This is a genomic window from Lagierella sp. (genome assembly GCF_029983815.1).
GTDB lineage: Bacteria > Bacillota > Clostridia > Tissierellales > Peptoniphilaceae > Mediannikoviicoccus.
The window spans coordinates 15,022-33,012 of sequence record NZ_JASBYU010000019.1 but is presented as its reverse complement, the minus strand read 5'-3'; the positions used below and the strand labels follow the sequence as shown (position 1 = coordinate 33,012).

The window sequence follows — 17,991 nt, the reverse complement described above, 5'->3', positions numbered from 1 at the left end:
AGCTATTGCAAGGCTTACAGGAGATTTGCTCTTTTTTTACTGTCAAATTCAGGATATTACATTCCAGTATTGTAACATAAAATAAAAAGAAAATCAAGAAAAACCTCGATTAAATTATTATAACACGAAAACAAAAATTGAAGTATCTTGTTTTAAAAAAACTCCAACTCCCCCTTATAATATATAAGGAAGAAAACTGCAATTAAAATTTAGGTTATCTATTATAATACCCTCCTTGGAGAAAATCAACCCCTATTTTAAATGAAAACTATGTTTTTCTTTTCTTTGTCTAATATAAGTTTTTCGTCACAGGTGTAATCAATAGTCTTTAAATCATGACTTACCAAAATAATAACCGTATCGCTAATTCCTTTTATCATTTGAAGAATCTTTTTTTGATTCAAAACATCTAAAGAAGCAGTAGGCTCGTCTAATAATAATACTTTTGGTTTTTGAGCTACCGCCCTAATAATGGAAGCTCTTTGTAACTCTCCCCCAGAAAGGCTTTTAGGCTTTTTATCTAAAAGATTCTTATTCATCCCGTAACTTTCAAATAGTTCATCTAAATCAAATGATGTACCATTTGCTCTACACAATTCCTCGATTGACTGTCTAATTGTAAAAGTTGGATCAAAGGATTTGAACGAATTTTGAAACACCACTTGAAATCCCTTCCTGTTTTTCTTAACTATTTTATTATCTAGGTAAATCTCCCCCTCATAGGGAATAAGACCGAGTATAGCCTTAATAAAAGTAGACTTCCCGCTACCTGACTTTCCCATTAAACCATAGCATTTTAAACCAAGTTCAAGATTTATATTATCAAGCACAACCTTGTCTTTATATGCAACACTTAATTTATTTATACTCAAAGTTTTTTTATTATCCATTTTCCCACCTAAAACTCCGAAGCCTTTAAAAGCTCTTTTGTATAATCTTCTTTTGGATTATTATAAACCTCTTTTGCAGGTCCCTCTTCAATAATCTTTCCTTTTTTCATAATTAAAACCCTATCAGCTATAATTCTTGCTAAAGTTAAGTCATGACTTATAAATAAAACGGATATTCCATATTCATTCTTTAATCGTTGTATCAATGAAATAATCCTAAGACCCGTTTGACTATCCAAGGCAGTAGTTGGCTCATCACAAATCAAAAGCTTAGGACGTAACAACATAGCGGTTACAATGACAACACGTTGAAGCTCTCCTCCCGACAGTTCATAAGGGTATTTTTTTAAATATTCCAAAGACAAATCTACTTCTTCCATTAACTTCTTAATCCTCGGCCAATCTACATTTTTCTTTTGAATTTTATAGATATACTCCAATTGTTTTTCTATGGTCATTACTGGTACTAAGGCGTTGAAGGGGTTTTGATATATCATAGCAATCTTTTTTAACCTGATTTTTGCCATCTGGTTATCCTTTAAAAAAAGAAGATTCTTTCCTTCAAATATAATTTCCCCACTTTTATTTAAACTTTTGTCCAATAGACCCATAATAGCAGTTGCTGTAAGGGATTTTCCAGAACCAGATTCTCCAATAATTGAAATTACCTCATTATTATTGATTGCAAAATCAATACCATCTACAAGCACCTTATTTTTACTGCTTATCGTTAAATCTCTAACTTCCAGCATATTCTTCACCTAATCCTTGAATCGAAAAGACTAACAACACTACTAAAACACCTGCCGGAAGCCACATCCACCATTTGTCTTTAACATTTAATATATTTAACGCAACAGCCAAGATCGTACCTAGACTTGTCTGTGGTTCCTTTATGCCGAATCCTAAAAAAGATAGACTAGCTTCCATTAAAATCGCCTGTGCCATAGAGCTTGTAAATATGACCAATAGAGTATCTCTAATATTTGGAATGATATGTTTAAAAAGAATTACAGAACTTTTAATTCCATTTACCTTAAGCAATTGGATAAACTCCATGTCCTTTATAACCTTAATCTCATTTACCAAGAGTCTTGTTGCAGGAGCAAATGTGAAGACGACAATTACTAAGATGAGATTTCTAACGTTGGATCCTATAAAAGCCGCTATACATAAAGCCAGAACATAAAAGGGAAAACACATAAAAACATCTACTATTCTCATGATAAAATTTTCTATTCTTTTAGATCCTGACGCTAAAAAAGCGAGAGTCAAAGACAATAGCATTTTTAGAACTGTTGAAGTGAAAGATATTACAACAGATTTTCTCCCCCCGTGCATAAGTCTAACTAGAATATCTCTACCTAGTCCATCTGTTCCTAAAAGGTGGTCGCTTTCTGGAGGTCTTTGAATGCTTCCTAAATCAGTTTTAGCAGGGTCAACAGGATGAAAAATCGGTCCAACCCAAATAAATAACATTAAAATAGCCAAAATACTAATATACACTTTTTTCATTCCATCACCTCTAAACGTCTGTCAAGTCTTGAACTCAAAATATCTGCTATCAGATTGGAAATTAGAACCATTACTGAAATAATCATTATAATTCCAAGTATCAATGGATAGTCTCTTGCCATAACTGCATCATAATTCAACCTACCAATACCAGGCCAAACAAAAACAGTTTCCGTTATCAACATTCCAGAAATTATCCCCGGAACTTCCATAAGTACCATAATCAATAGTTTTGGAGCTATGTTTTTAAATCCAATTTTTTTATAAGCACGATATTCCGTCATTCCAAAACCCCTATAGGTTTTAATATAATCTTCATTTCTAACCCTTTTCATAAATCCTATAACATACCTTACTAGGGCGGAAAATTGAATGAAAGTTAATACGATAACCGGTAATACACCATGATATATCCTATTTAGCCAAATAGGCAATTTAGACCCCTGTGCTAATTCTCCAGTACCAGAAATCGGGAAAATTTTATTGTCAAAGGCAAGCCATTTTATTAAAATAATCGCTATAAGAAATGTAGGCATTGATATACCAACCATGGATATAACATCAACTAGTTTATAGATAAACCCTCCTTTAAACGCTACATATCTCCCAATTAACACCGATAGAATAACTGCAAATATCAATGAGGGTATTGTCAGCATTATAGTATTTGGTATTCTTTCAAGAATTACCTTAATGACCGGTCTATTATATTGAATAGAATTTCCAAAATCAAATCTGATAAAGGATAAAAACCACTTCCCAAATTTAACAGGAAGAGGATCATAGTAGCCTTTATTTCTCAACATATTTTCAATTTGTTCTGGACTCATTCCCTGCTTTATATAACTCGAGTAAGGGTTTCCTGGAATCATCTGCATAAGGACAAACATCAGCATTGAAATTCCAATAACCATAGCTACTATTATCCCTAACCTTTTAGTTATTTTTTTCATAATAATATTACCTTTCCGTTCCATCTATTTTAATATTTTTCTATTAACTCTTTGTTTTGTATTACTAGGTACAAGTAAATTTCACTATTTTATAAATAGGCCGACCCTATCGAGCCAGCCTATTAAAATTATTATTTTACTAATTCCCAGTTTTGTACATTGTAAAAATCCACGAAAGTATTAGGTTCATAGTTTTTTAACCCTGCATTGTAAGCTTTTACAATATCTGAAGCATATAGCGGAATCCATGGCAATTCTTTATTCAATATCTTACCAAAATCCTTAAGAGTATTAGCTCTTTCATCCACATTGATTTGTTGTCTATTTAAATCCATAAGCTTATCCGCTTCTTCATTTTTAAAAGCAGCTATATTCCATCCATAAACTCCTGGTTCGTCAGAAGCTTGAGTTGATCTCCAGTAAGGAGTTGGATCTGGATCAGCATCCAAAGTATTACCCATTAAATATAGTTCAAAGTCATGGTTACCAACAACTTTTTCCATTACCGCTTCAAACTCTCTAGGTTCTAAATTAACTTTTATACCTATATCTTTCAAATCATTTTGGATAATCGTTCCAGTTTGTTCTCTAATTTGATCACCAGTCGGAACGTCTAATGAAAGTTCTAAATCTTTTCCATCTTTATCTACATAACCACTATTGTCAGTATCTTCATAGCCCGCAGATTTTAAAAGTTCTTTAGCCTTTTCAACGTCCTTTTTATATTCAACTAAACCTTCCTTCGGATAGGACCAAAGAGTTGGTACCATAGGTGTATCTATAACTTCTCCATTACCTTCCAACAGTCCCTTAACTATAGCTTCTCTGTCTATTCCATAAGCAACAGCGGTTCTAACATTGATATCCTTTAATATATCATTTCTTAAATTAAATCCCATATACTGAATTTTCGAGTTAGGATATCTTTTAACCGTCACATTTTCATCCTTTAGTTTGGTTTCGTCATCTGCTTTAACTCCAGAAATATCAGCTAAGTCAACAGTTCCATTAATAAGTTCTGCTGTTACAGTATCTTCATTTACAACTTTAAAAGTAAATTTATTTAACTTTGGAGTTCCATCATAATAATCTTCATTTGCAATAAGCTTTACAAACTCTCCTTGTTTAAACTCTTCAAACTTATAAGGACCAGACCCTATAGGATTTGCCAATTCTTTTTCTGATTTCGCCCAATTAGCAAAATCTATCTTTTCCCATACATGTTTAGGAATTATTCCTAAAGTACCAATATTTATTAATACTGGAGAATAAGGCACATCAAAGGATATCTCAACAGTTTTTTCATCAGGAGTAGCAATTCCCGTCAAATCCTTTGCTTCACCCTTATTAAAAGCTTCAAATCCTGTAATTGATTCCACATAACTTGCTAAGTCACCTTCATAGTCTTTATTTGCTAAAGCTTCCAAAGTGAATTTAACATCAGCACTTGTAAGAGGTTGACCGTCATGAAACTTAAGCCCATCCTTTAAAGTAAAGGTAATTTTCTTTCCGTCTTCTGTCATTTCATACTTTTCCGCCATAGCAGGTTCAATTTCAATATTTGAATTTAATCTAAGTAATGAGTCATATACCAAAGAAACCACATTACCGTCATATTGAGTGTTAAAGAAAAGTGGATTAAAATTTCCTTCAGGTGATGAAGTAATACCATATATTAATTCATCCGTATCCTTTTTTTCCTTATTGTCACTTACCGATTCAGTACTTTCGGATTTACCTCCAGTAGCATCTCCACCATCTTTCTTCCCACATGCAGAAAGAGGCGCAACTACAAAAGCAAATACCAAAAACACGCTCAAAATTTTTTTCAATAAATTTTTTCCCATAAATTCCTCCTAATTTTATTTGATATCTTCTCCTATTTGAATGGTAATATCTTTAATCTTCCACTCAAAGGCACCTAAAAAATTGATATTTAAGTTCACAACTATTTCTTTTCCTCTATTTTCTAAAAGCACCTCTTTAGCTATATCTAGATTTATTTTATTGATTTCCTTATCATAAGAAGCATTAATACCTGGAAAATCCGCTTCTAGGTATTCTAAAAGATTTATCTCTTCTTCCATCATAAAAGCTTCTTCTAATCCCTTTTCAAGTTCATCAAAACCCTTATATGGATTTTCAAATGAAATAGGATTTTCACTATATTTTAATTTCTCATCAATCCTTACAGATTGACTTGAAAATCCTATACTTCCAAATCCTTCAAATTGTCTAGGAAGCCTTTCAGCTATAAATTTACCAAGCCCAGTGTAGTCATTAACTCTATTGCCTGTAAAGTCCAAATCCACAATATTTGGAAAGTCTTTGACAATAGAAATATCCTCAATCCTGTTGGCAGAAATATCTAAAAATTCTAACTTCTTTAAGTTCTTTAATGGTGAAATATCTGTAATCCCCTTAGATATAATCTTATTGTATTCGTCCCCTTCAACTGTAACATTGTAATGTAGATCTAAACCCGTAAGGTTTGTCAGCCCTTCCAAAGGTGTTACATCCTCAATCAAGTTATTGTAAAGCTTTAAAAATTCAAGATTTTTTAAATCTTTTAGAGGAGAAATATCAACAATTCTATTTCTTTGAATTTCTAAATATTTTAATTTTCTTAGACCTTTTAAAGGGTTGATGTCTGCTATTTCATTTTCATTAATTTTTAGTTTTTCAAGATTAATTGCATATTCTATCCCCTTTATGCTTTTTATTCCCCTTGAAACAGCAAATTTAAAATCCTTAGTTCCAGATAAATCCTTTGGGATACCTAAAATAGAATAATCAAATTTTTCACCGTAAGTTGGCTTTCCATCCTTATCCAGAAAAATAGAAATTTCCTTCAAACTTTCCATCTCTTCAACAGTGATAGGACTATTTTCCTTTCGATCCATGGATAGATTTTTGTTTAATACCTTTCTAAACAGTTCATCCTCAATGTCAATATATACTTTCTTTTGTGTTTTGTTTATAATTTCTCTTAATTTCTCTATAGCTTTATCTATATCTTCTTGCTTCTTTGCTTTCTTTAACGCATTTTCTGCTTGACTTATAGAATCTTCTAAAATCAATCTATCTTCCGGAGACATCTTAGATTTCACAAGCTCTTTTCCGATTTTTAATTCATTTATTAATTCATCTTTGTTAAGCTTTATTTTATTATCGCTTATTCTAGTTTCTTCGCTTTTATTTTCCTCATATAATAAGCCATCAATTTCTTTCAAAACGTCATTAGAAATAGAAGTTTTACCGCCTAAGAAAATTGCTTTTTCTATTTTACTTTCTTTAATATATTTTTTTACACCATTTGGAATGTGATCATTTTTAATTAAAATAATTGGAGCTTCTTCTGTCCTTGCAACAAGCGCTCCTGCTAAAGCATCAGGATAATCTTTCCCACTGGCAAAAACTACAGTATTAGAATCGAACAATTTAGCCAATTTTATAGAAGTTTCATATCTATCCTTTCCAGAAATTCTTTCCACATTCTCAAACCCAGGAAGGCTGGTCTTTCCACCAAATATCAATTCTGGACTATATTTTTTTAAATCAATGCCACAACCTTCATCATAAAGAATGACAGAACCTTCATCACAGATATATGGAGCCGCTACAAGAGCATCAGCAAAATTCCTACCAGATGCAAAAACAACCCTTCTAGACTTTGAATTTAATCCCTTCTTGTACTCAAAGACTTCAAGAGATGTTTCATACCTATCCTTTCCAGAAATTCGTTTTACAACTGCAACCTTTGACAGAGCCTCTTTTACATTCTCTGATATAGTAGTATCTCCTCCTATTAGAAGGATTTCGTTAGGTTTTACCCTCTTAATTTCTTCTATTACTTCCTTTGATACACTATTTTTTCTAGCTAAAAATATAGGGTATCCCCTTTCAGCAGAAAGTGCGGATGCAGAAATAGCATCGGGATAACTTTCACCTGACAAAACTATGACCTTATCAGAAGTTTTGACATATCGTCTGCTTATTTCCAATGCCGTTTCATATCTGTCCTTTCCATAAATTCTTTTACTTTCCTTTGCAAGATCTGTAGTCGGTAGAAGAACTACAAGAGCAATTGCCAAAAGAATTTTTAAATATTTCCTCATTAAATCACCGTCCTTGTTACCATTTTAACATTTAATACTTTATTAATCTACCCTGTTAATTATTTATATATGTAATTATCCTTAACCTAGAATTAACCTATTAGAAAAAGTGCTCGATTACAAACAAAAAAGGCATAATAAAAGGAAGCATTTCGCTTCCCTTTAACTATCCTTACTATTAAGAATTAAAAACTTCTCTATCTAATTCATTTTCACTTGCTGCAACAATAACCGCTGATGATCCTGCTGCTGTAACATTTGTTGCTGTTCTACCCATATCTGCAATCATTGAGATTGGACTCATAAGAACAACCATTTCTACTGGAAGTCCCATGGCTACGAAAACCGCTGTTGTTGTTATGGTAGCTGTTCCTGGAACTCCTACTGTTCCAAGGGAAACTGCCAATGCCACAATTATAAGCATTACATATTGACCTACTGTAAATTGTTGGCCCATTACATTAAGGGTTAATATAGCTGAAAGAACTGGCCAGAACCCTGCACAACCTGGCATTCCTACTGATGAACCTGTAGAAGCTACAAAGGTTGCAACCTTTTCTGAAACTCCCATCTTTTCTGTAAGGTTTTGAGTATTTGCTGGTATGGTACCAACTGAAGACTGTGTAGTAAATCCAATAAGTTGTACTGGGAAGTACTTCTTGAAGAATGTTATAGGATTTACTTTAGCAAATAGTGCAAGTAGTGCTCCTGTTGTAATATAAGAGTGGAATATTGAAGCCACATAAGTCAGTATCAACACTAACAATAGAGGTTTTATACTTGCCATGTCTGTTCTTGACACCGCATTTGCCATAAGTGCCAGTACTGCATATGGTGTAAAGTCTATAATCATACCAGTAAATCTAAATATTACTGCTGCAGCTGAGTTTATAAAGCTCATAAATGGTTTTGACTTTTCTCCTTCTCCTCTTTCTTCAAGTTGAAGAATTGCAAGTCCCAATAAAACTGCAAATATAATAGTTGGAATTACTTTCGCCTCTGCCATATTTCCAATTACATTGTCAGGGAAGAAGTTTACAAAGGCTTCAGTAAATGGTGGAACCTCTTTTACCTCTGCGTTTGCAGGTACAGTTAAAGAACTATTTGTACCAATTTTAAATAAAACTCCTAGAATAAGTCCTAAAATGGATCCTAGTACATTGTGCAAACTTAGGATTCCAATGGTCTTCGCTCCAATAGACCTCATCTTCTCAATACTCTCTAAAGATACCACAGTACTAACTATGGATGTGAATAATAGCGGTACTACTATCGCAAATAATAGATTTGCGTATATAGAACCGAAAACTGTAACATAATCTACATTGCCTTTAAAAGCAAGTCCCAGTCCTATACCAAGTAGGGCTGCAATAATCGTTCTAGCGCCGAAGTTTACTTTTTTCTTTGCCATGAAAAATAAAACGGCAAAAAGAACAAAAGCGGCAACTAAAGCCCAAATTTTCATTAAATAACACTCCTATCAATTAAATTTTTTGTACGTTTATTATACAACCGTATAATCTTCTCGGTCAAGTTTCCTACTAAATTAGTATGATATAATACAAATCTGATTATCACGAAACTATTTATTTTACCAAGAAAATCACGAACTATTATATACATACCCAATTTAAGAAAAACGAATTGAGCTGGAAATCATGTATGATTTCAGGATCAAATTCGTTTTTAACGTTTGTTTTTTAACATTTGTGCAAAGTTTCAAAAACTTTGAAAAATCCTTCTTCTAAAATTATATTCTTTTCTTAACCTAGGAAGGAATTGGGGAACCAGCAGGTTGGTGTTTGCCTACAGGCAATGTTATTCAAAATTTTATAAATTTTGATAAAATTTTAATTTAAGTTTTATTTTTTTCAAGATAAAGGGAAGGAATTGGGAACCAGTGGGTTGGAGTTCGCCCAACGGCGAGGTTTATATTCAAAGTTTGATAAACTTTGTGAAATCCTTCTTCTAGAAGAATATTCTTTTCTTAACCTAGGAGGGAATTGGGGAACCAGTAGGTTGGTGTTTGCCTACAGGCAATGTTATTCAAAATTTTATAAATTTTGATAAAATTTTAATTTAAGTTTTATTTTTTTCAAGATAAAGGGAAGGAATTGGGAACCTATTTGATGGTTCCCTTTCCCTTCCCTTTAAATCCCAACCCTTTGCCCCTCCATAAATTCAGGGACTAGCCGTCCCTGAACACCCTGCTAAAAAAGCAGTAGGAAAGCTGTTGGCTTTCCTATAACCTTTTATAATTGTATTTGGATTTTTTCAAATTCTCTGAAACTATAATTTTAAAGCTTAATATTCTTTTCTAACCTTAAAGAGGGAGGCATAATGGAGCTTGTTTTTTGCCTACCCAGCGAGGGGTTGGCGAAATTTGATAAATTTCGATAAATTCAATTTAAAAGTTTTATGTTCTTTTCAAAATAAAGGGAAGGGACTTGGGAACCAGTGGGTTGGAGTTCGCCCAACGGCGAGGTTTATATTCAAAGTTTGATAAACTTTGTGAAATCCTTCTTCTAGAAGAATATTCTTTTCTTAACCTAGGAGGGGACTAAGGAACGTTTCGTAATGTTTCCTAACGGCCTCCCTCTTTAAAATCTCCCTCCCCCTTACCCTTCCAACGATTTAGGGGCTTGCGCAGCCCCTAAATACCCCGCGGAACAAGAGGTAGGAAAGCTGTTGGCTTTCCTTCAAAACGCTCCGCAGTCGGGCACTCAACACCACAGAATTTTTATATTTTTCAGTAATGTTAGAGTAGATGGAGAAAATTATTTTTATTATTAAAAACTGAGTGCGGAATCAATTCTAACTCCAACCTTTAATTTCTCGCATCTCACCTCTCACCTCTCACTTCTCACTTCTCAATAACTGAGTGCGGGATCACTTCTTATTAAATCGGGCACTCAATCCACAATCATGTTAAAATCTGGTAGATAGAAATAAAACAGGAAAACTAATATATTTGTATTTGATATTGAGTGCAGGATCACTTCCCACTTCCCACTTCTCAATAATTGAGTGGTCGGTTGCAAGCAAAACTTTGAAAAAACCGAGCATCCCATATTTCTATGAGTGCTCGGTTTTTTACTATTTATTTCTCTTTGCGTCTAAATCTCTTTTTATCAGCTTATCTAATACCAATTCGTATCCTTCTGCTCCATAATTTAGACTACGGTTAACTCTACTGATAGTTGCTGTAGATGCTCCCGTTTCTTTTTCTATTTCATTGTATGTTTTTCTTATTTTAAGAAGTTTAGCAACTTCAAGCCTTTGAGTAATTGAATGAAGTTCTCTTACAGTACAGACATCTTCAAAGAATTTATAACATTGATCTCTGTCTTTTAACATCAATACTGCATCGAAAAAGTCATCTAATTGTTTACTCCTCAGTCTAGACTCATTATTCAACTACATCACTCCTTAGAATAGTCCAACAATTTCTCCAGATTCCAATACGTCTATATTGTTAGCAGCTGGAACCTTTGGAAGACCTGGCATTGTCATTATATCTCCTGTTAGAGCTACAACGAATCCAGCCCCTCTAGAAATTCTTAAATCCCTTACGGTGATTTTGAAACCATCAGGAGCACCTAATAGTTTAGGGTCATCTGAGAATGAATATTGGGTTTTAGCCATACATACTGGGTAGTTGTCCAATCCCAATTTAGAGATTTCAGCTAATTTCTTCTTAGCCTTAGTAGTAAATTCTACTCCGTCTCCTCTATAAACTTCAGTTACAATCTTTTCAATCTTTTCAGCTATATTCATATCTTCATCATATAGGTAGTGGAAGTCATTTTCGCTTTCATCGATCTTCTTAACAACAGCTTCAGCAAGTTCGATAGCTCCATCTCCACCCTTAGCCCATACTTCAGCTAAAATAGCTTCAGTTCCTGACTCTTCAGTTAACTTATCAAGTAGTTCCAATTCTGCTTCTGTATCAGTTGGGAAACGGTTGATAGCAACTAGACATGGAATACCAAATTTGTGCATGTTTTCGATATGTCTTCCAAGGTTTTCAAATCCCTTTTCCAATGCTTCAAGATTTTCTTCACCTAATTTATCTTTTTCTGCTCCCCCGTGATGTTTTAAAGCCCTTACAGTAGCTACGATTACAGTACAGTCAGGAGTAATTCCACCTAGACGACATTTGATGTCGAAGAATTTTTCAGCTCCTAAGTCTCCACCAAATCCTGCTTCAGTAATTGTGTAATCAGCAAGTTTCATAGCAAGTTTTGTTGCTACAACGGAGTTACAACCGTGTGCGATATTCGCAAAAGGTCCACCATGTAGTATAGCAGGTGTATTTTCCAAAGTTTGAACCAAGTTAGGATTTATAGCATCCTTCATAACTAAAGCAACAGCACCTTGTGCCTTGATATCTTTAGCATAAACAGGTTCTCCTTGGTAATTGTATGCAATTAGTATATTTCCAACTCTTTCCTTAAGGTCTTCTAAACTTGTGCTTAAGCAAAGAATGGCCATTATTTCAGATGCAACAGTTATATCAAAACCATCTTCTCTAGGAACCCCATTTGGTTTACCGCCAAGACCAACAACGATATTTCTTAAAGCTCTATCGTTCATGTCAAGAACTCTCTTCCAAAGGATTCTTCTTGGGTCAATTCCCAATGCATTTCCTTGTTGCATATGGTTGTCTAAAAGCGCTGAAATCAAGTTATTAGCAGTAGTTATAGCGTGGAAGTCACCAGTAAAGTGCATGTTGATGTCTTCCATAGGAACAACTTGTGCATGCCCACCACCTGCCGCACCACCTTTAATACCAAAGCTTGGTCCTAAAGAAGGCTCTCTAAGAGCAGAAATAGCAGACTTTCCAATCTTGTTAAGTCCCATAGACAAACCAACGTTCACAGTAGTCTTACCTTCTCCTGCAGGAGTAGGGTTAATCGCTGTTACCAAGATTAACTTTCCATCTTCCTTATCCTTATACTTGTCTAAAAGGCCTAGGTCTAACTTTGCCTTGTAGTTACCATAAAGATAAAGATCTTTTTCTTCAAGTCCTAAACGCTTACCAATCTCAACTATCGGTTCCATTTTGGCTTCTTGAGCTATTTGTACATCCGTTTTCATCAATAAATAACCTCCTATTTATACTAATCTTCTATTATAATATATCAACTTTTGCAAGTTAAAGCAATATATTTTTAAAACACTAAACGTTCGCCGATTGATATTTACCCCTAACTGGAAAACTTCAATCAAAATTTAACGAATTATTAAACCTTCCATAGATTTTTGTAAATTTCTGCTTTAAATCATTAAAATAGTTGGTTTAATATCCATAAACTTATTATACTTGAAAAGAGTCTTTTAAACAAATTTATCAAAGTGATTCCACTACTTTAAACGGTTAATTACAAAAAAACATATTAAGCACCCAAAAAACTTTGAGTGCTTAGGATAGTTATAAGTGAGCAAAATCCAACTTGCTACTTTTTATATTTCTTTGATTTGTACCTAAGTTCAGAATTTAGAATCTTCTTTCTAATCCTCAAACTCTTAGGAGTGACCTCCACCAACTCATCCTCTTCAATAAACTCTAGAAGTTCCTCCAAGCTCATAATCTTTGGCGGAGACAATCTAAGGGCTTCATCAGAAGCAGAAGATCTAATATTGGTTTGAGCTTTTCTCTTACATACATTTACTTCAATATCAAGTCCCTTAGGATTTGAGCCTACAACCATTCCCTCGTAGACCTCTTCTCCAGGTTTTACAAACAAAACGCCCCTTTCTTGAGCCGCATTAAGTCCATAGGCAGAAGTAGTTCCAGTTTCAAAACATATTAAGGAACCCGTTGGCCTTCCAGGAATGTCACCTTTCTTAGGAGCATATTCCTTTAATTCCGAGTTGATTACACCAGTTCCCTTGGTATCGGAGATAAACTCCTGTCTATAACCAATAAGTCCCCTGGTAGGAATTTCAAATATAAGTCTTGTGTAACCACCCTTTGAAGGTTTCATATCGATAAGCTCTCCCTTTCTCATTCCAAGCTTTTCAATGATGGAACCAACATACACCTCGTCGGCGTCAATGGTCACAGTTTCAATAGGTTCTAAAACCACACCGTTCTCTTCCTTGTATAGGACTTGAGGTTTTGAAACTTGAAACTCATAATTTTCTCTTCTCAAATTTTCTATCAATACAGAAAGATGAAGCTCTCCTCTACCACTTACTCTAAAGGCATCAGTAGAGTCCGTCTCTTCAACCCTTAAACTAACGTCTGTTTCAAGCTCCTTGAAAAGTCTTGTCCTAATCTGTCTACTAGTAACATATTTTCCTTCACGACCAGCAAAGGGGCTGTCATTTACAAGGAAGTTCATAGAAAGAGTAGGTTCAGAAATCTTTACAAAGGGAATTGCCTCGACATCGTCAATATCACAAATCGTATCACCTATACTAATCCCCTCAACACCAGTTACGGCAACTAGATTTCCGGCAGAAGAACTTTCCACCTCTACCCTGTTAAGACCTTGGAATTCATATATCTTGGTGATGGTCACCTTTTTATCTACAGACTTGTCATTGTAATTTACAATATGCACCTTGTCGTTGATATTAATAGTACCAGAGTCGATTTTTCCAATACCAATCCTACCAACATAGTCATTGTAATCCGTTGTAGAAATCAACAACTTAAAAGGCTTTTCGGCATCTCCCTTTGGTTCGGGAATGTAGTCTATAATCGTATCCAGTAGATAAGACATATCATTACTATGCTCCGCCTTATAGTCATCGGTAGCATAGCCCTGTCTTGCAGAAGCATATACAATAGGAGAATCCAAGTATTCCTCTCCAGCATTTAGCTGAATAAACAAATCCAATATCTCATCTACAACTTCATCTGGTCTAGCCTCAGCTCGGTCAATCTTATTAATACATATGATGGCAGGTAAGTTCAATTCAAAAGCCTTCTTCAAAACAAACTTAGTCTGTGGCATAGGCCCTTCAAAGGCATCCACAACTAGAACAACACCATCAGCCATATTTAAAACACGCTCAACCTCGCCACCGAAGTCAGCATGGCCCGGTGTATCGATGATATTTATCTTATATTCCTTATAATCGACAGCAGTATTTTTAGAAAGGATGGTAATTCCCCTTTCCTTTTCTATGTCGTTGTTGTCCATGATCCTATCTTGAACAGCTTGATTTTCTCTAAAAACACCACCAGTCTTTAACAACCCATCAACCAAAGTCGTCTTACCATGGTCGACATGGGCAATGATCGCAACATTTCTTATATTTTTTTTATTTGCCATTTAAAACACATCCTATCTTTATCCTTTGAAATTATATCATAAATCAAGCCTTCAAAAAATAATTGACTTCCCAGCATAGGCATTGTGTACAATAGGTTTACAAATAAATAGTTGTGGTAGCTACCAAACACTAAACATGTAGCTCCACAACTACCTCGTTTTTATTATAAGTAATCTTGTCAGCAATATGCTCTACAATAAATAGACCTCTACCGCTGGTCTTGTTAAAGTCTTGACGACTGTAGCAAGATTTCTTAAAGCCGCATCCTTCATCCTTTACCTTAACGATAATCTTCTCATCTCTCAAAGTGGCACAAAGGCGAATCAACTTCTCAAAATCCTCCAAGTTGCCATGGCGTACACCATTTACTACAAGTTCCGTCACTACCAGACGCAAATCGTATAGGGTTTTCTCATCGTCTAAATAATTTTTAACTTCTCCCATTAATCGCATGGTCATATCGTTGATATTCTCCATGCTTCCCTTTACAGTTTCATCGAATCTATACATTTTAACCACCTGTTCATTAAATACCCACAAACAATCAAAAATAACAAAAACATTCAATAATTTTTAATCTTTTATCCTATTAAAGCAATAAAACTATAAATACATCAAAATCGTGCAGATTTAGTCAGGGATAAATAAAAATATGCAAATTTTTAAAAAAACTGTTATAAAGGAAAATCGGTGGGTATAATAGTATAGAACGATAAAATATAGGGGGTGTCTTTAATGAAAAGATATGTATGTCAACCATGTGGTTATATTTACGATCCAGAAGAAGGAGACGTAGATAACGGAATAGAACCTGGAACAGCTTTTGAAGATCTTCCAGAAGATTGGGTTTGCCCAGTTTGCGGAGCTAGTAAAGATCAATTTGAACCAGAAGAATAAAAGCAAAACAACGAAGAGGGGTTAGCCCCTCTTTTTAAATTGGTTTTTTAATTTTTTATCTGTAACCTATCAACAACTTTCAACGCTAAAATAGTTGCCATAAGTCAAACAGAACATTTCATTGCATTACATTTTTCAAAAAATCACATTACAACTTTAAATACTTACAAATCTCTTCCTGTCCTCAATTAGAATACCGCAGAGTATTCCATTGTTGATTTTCTTCTTTATAGAGGTTTTATTCTCTAAAACCTTAATTTCTACACCATTTTTCAAGAACAGAGTTCCCTCACTACATTTTTGAATCTCGTCAATGTTCACAAAGGCCAAGGACCCGTCATTTTTGCAAAGGGGCTTACGAGTCTTTATGCCTATGTAAATATATTTTGGATTAAAAACGTAGGGCAAGGACTTGCGCATCATCAAAAATTTCTTGATAAGTTGATGCACCTGTTCCATGTCAACTAAATCCTCCTTGGCCATATTTTTCAATATGGTAGGGATTTTTCTAGTATCGTCAACAATTTTACCGTTCTTTAAGTACAGTCTTGTAATATCACCAACACCATCTGCATAGATCGGCTCCAAAGCGACAATATCTTCCTTATAGTACATAGCCATCCCTCCGTTAAGGAAAGTATAGCAGAACATATGTTCGTTGTCAATATTCCCAAACATTTACTTTAATTCAATGTACCAATCTCCCTTTCAACACTTTTTGAAACAGAACCCTCGCCCCCAACGATAATTACCTTTTTTATATTTTTGTTATTTCTAATGAAATTAGCCACAGAATTTGGCAACTTATCCCTTTGAGTAAGAAGTATTGCCCCATTGTTCAAAGCAGCAACAGGAGCAGAAGATAAGGCATCAGGATAGTTATTGCCATCTACCAAAATGATAGTATCTATGATCTTATTAAGCCTTAGAGAATAGGCCTTAGCCACCTCCACAGAAGTGTCAAACCTGCTTCTGCCAGAATAGCGAACCTTTTCGCTAAACCCCTTTGGAACAGAAGAACTTCCACCAAAGGCCATATAATATGGAATGTTGTTCATCTTTCCCTTAACATAGGGATATAGATAAGTAGTAGGAGTCATTTGCCCTACAAAAGGCGCAGCAGAAAGACTATCCGCATAACCAAATCCATCCACCACCGCAATCCTCTCCCCAGGAGTTATAAAATCGGCATATTTAAACCTCATCTTTCGTACCTTTATTGCGGTTTCAAGCCTATTATGTCCAAATACCCTCTCAACCTTATATCCTTTAGATGAAAGGTCCTTGTACACCTTTTCAGAAATAGTTGAATCTCCTCCAAGAAGAAAAACAATCTGACAATTAAGCCTTCCTAGCTCAGTAAGAACAGAAGAGGAAATGTCATTTTTCCCTGTCAATAAAATAGGCGCCTTTAACTGAGTTGCCAAAGTACCGCCGACAAGAGCATCGGCATAGCCCTCCCCAGAAGCTATAACAGCGTATTTAGAAGAAGAAAAGGTCTTTTGAGAAAACACAACCGCAGTCTCGTACCTGCTTCTTCCACTATATCTAATAATTTGCATCTTACGTTGGGCAAAGGATTTACTAGAAAAAGTAGATAAAAGCAAAACCAATGCCATAGTTAAAAATTTAAATTTATGTTTCATGTCACCCTCCTAGTAATATTATACTATGTTATTAGGATCAATCTATGGTTGTTGCTTGCCTAACGGCAAGGAGTTGGCGAAATTTGACAAATTTCCATCAATTTCAATTTATGAATTGTATTTTTTCAAAATAAAGGGAAGGAATTGGGAACCTATTTGATGGTTCCCTTTCCCTTCCCTTTAAATCCCATCCCTTTGCCCCTCCATAAATTCAGGGACTGGCCGTCCCTGAAAACCCTGCTAAAAAAGCAGTAGGAAAGCTGTGGGCTTTCCTTCAGAATACTCCGAAGTCGGGCACTCAGCTCCATATAACTTTTATTATTTTGCAGTAGAACAGACAAAGAATAGAAATAACTAATTACTCTATTTTTGACTGAGTGCGGGATCACATCCCACCTCTCACTTCCCACTTCTCAATACTTGAGTGCTCGGTTGCTTCGCAAAATTTCGAATAGAATAACCTTATAATAAGGTTATTTCATGTTTTGAATTACCACTGACAATTCTTTTATACTCTCGGAAAGTACTTCCAGCTTGCTTTCTATCCTCGTAATTAAAAACAAAGACAAGACAATTGGAAATCCAATGTTTGAGACATATTCTAATACTTCAGTCATAATTTCTCCTTTCTTTTGATCGTTTATTATAAAATCCGGCACAAAGTACATAAGTGCCGGATTCT

15 protein-coding genes are annotated in these 17,991 nt (G+C 34.7%); 1 reads left to right on the top strand and 14 read right to left on the bottom strand.

Annotated elements, in window-relative coordinates; all coding sequences use genetic code 11:
• Positions 1-257 precede the first annotated feature (257 nt).
• From Q1K37_RS07300 to Q1K37_RS07250, 11 genes are all read right to left on the bottom strand, one after another.
• A complete protein-coding gene (locus tag Q1K37_RS07300) occupies positions 258-890 on the bottom strand; it encodes an ATP-binding cassette domain-containing protein (RefSeq protein WP_300410911.1) in 633 nt (210 codons plus the stop codon).
• An 8-nt stretch (positions 891-898) separates the two neighbouring features.
• The gene (locus Q1K37_RS07295) at positions 899-1,642 is read right to left on the bottom strand and encodes an ABC transporter ATP-binding protein (protein ID WP_300410909.1); all 744 of its coding nucleotides are present in this window, start codon (positions 1,640-1,642) and stop codon (positions 899-901) included.
• Entirely contained in the window at positions 1,629-2,405 is a 777-nt protein-coding gene (locus tag Q1K37_RS07290; RefSeq protein ID WP_300410907.1) for an ABC transporter permease, read from the bottom strand. Before Q1K37_RS07290 ends, Q1K37_RS07295 begins: the two co-directional genes overlap by 14 nt.
• On the bottom strand, positions 2,402-3,358 hold the full coding sequence (locus Q1K37_RS07285) for an ABC transporter permease (protein WP_300410905.1): 957 nt from the start codon (positions 3,356-3,358) through the stop codon (positions 2,402-2,404). Before Q1K37_RS07285 ends, Q1K37_RS07290 begins: the two co-directional genes overlap by 4 nt.
• 131 nt (positions 3,359-3,489) lie before the next feature.
• Complete coding sequence (locus Q1K37_RS07280; protein WP_300410903.1) at positions 3,490-5,205, bottom strand: ABC transporter substrate-binding protein; 1,716 nt, start codon at positions 5,203-5,205, stop codon at positions 3,490-3,492.
• 15 nt (positions 5,206-5,220) lie between these two features.
• On the bottom strand, positions 5,221-7,476 hold the full coding sequence (locus Q1K37_RS07275) for a cell wall-binding repeat-containing protein (protein ID WP_300410901.1): 2,256 nt from the start codon (positions 7,474-7,476) through the stop codon (positions 5,221-5,223).
• Positions 7,477-7,654: 178 nt separating this feature from the next.
• Positions 7,655-8,941 (bottom strand): dicarboxylate/amino acid:cation symporter, encoded by a 1,287-nt coding sequence (locus Q1K37_RS07270; RefSeq protein ID WP_300410899.1) that lies wholly within the window; start codon positions 8,939-8,941, stop codon positions 7,655-7,657.
• Between the two features lie 1,631 nt (positions 8,942-10,572).
• Entirely contained in the window at positions 10,573-10,893 is a 321-nt protein-coding gene (locus Q1K37_RS07265) for a YerC/YecD family TrpR-related protein (RefSeq protein WP_300410897.1), read from the bottom strand.
• Between the two features lie 12 nt (positions 10,894-10,905).
• Entirely contained in the window at positions 10,906-12,576 is a 1,671-nt protein-coding gene (locus Q1K37_RS07260) for a formate--tetrahydrofolate ligase (protein WP_300410895.1), read from the bottom strand.
• Between the two features lie 359 nt (positions 12,577-12,935).
• Positions 12,936-14,765 carry a translational GTPase TypA gene (typA, locus tag Q1K37_RS07255; RefSeq protein ID WP_300410894.1) on the bottom strand — a complete coding sequence of 610 codons (1,830 nt, stop codon included), beginning with the start codon at positions 14,763-14,765 and terminating at the stop codon, positions 12,936-12,938.
• Between the two features lie 130 nt (positions 14,766-14,895).
• Positions 14,896-15,276: an ATP-binding protein gene (locus Q1K37_RS07250; protein WP_300410892.1), complete on the bottom strand. Its 381-nt coding sequence runs from the start codon at positions 15,274-15,276 to the stop codon at positions 14,896-14,898.
• 225 nt (positions 15,277-15,501) lie between these two features.
• On the opposite strand from Q1K37_RS07250, the gene rd reads away from it, so the two are divergent.
• On the top strand, positions 15,502-15,663 hold the full coding sequence (gene rd, locus Q1K37_RS07245) for a rubredoxin (RefSeq protein ID WP_300410890.1): 162 nt from the start codon (positions 15,502-15,504) through the stop codon (positions 15,661-15,663).
• Positions 15,664-15,819: 156 nt separating this feature from the next.
• Here the strand turns inward: rd and Q1K37_RS07240 are convergent, their stop codons facing one another.
• The 3 genes from Q1K37_RS07240 to Q1K37_RS07230 form a co-directional block, all read right to left on the bottom strand.
• Positions 15,820-16,278, bottom strand: a complete 459-nt coding sequence (locus Q1K37_RS07240) for a hypothetical protein (protein WP_300410888.1) — start codon at positions 16,276-16,278, stop codon at positions 15,820-15,822.
• A gap of 68 nt (positions 16,279-16,346) precedes the next feature.
• A complete protein-coding gene (locus Q1K37_RS07235) occupies positions 16,347-17,309 on the bottom strand; it encodes a cell wall-binding repeat-containing protein (RefSeq protein WP_300410886.1) in 963 nt (320 codons plus the stop codon).
• Between the two features lie 473 nt (positions 17,310-17,782).
• Positions 17,783-17,926 (bottom strand): YvrJ family protein, encoded by a 144-nt coding sequence (locus Q1K37_RS07230; protein ID WP_300410884.1) that lies wholly within the window; start codon positions 17,924-17,926, stop codon positions 17,783-17,785.
• Between the last annotated feature and the right edge of the window lie 65 nt (positions 17,927-17,991).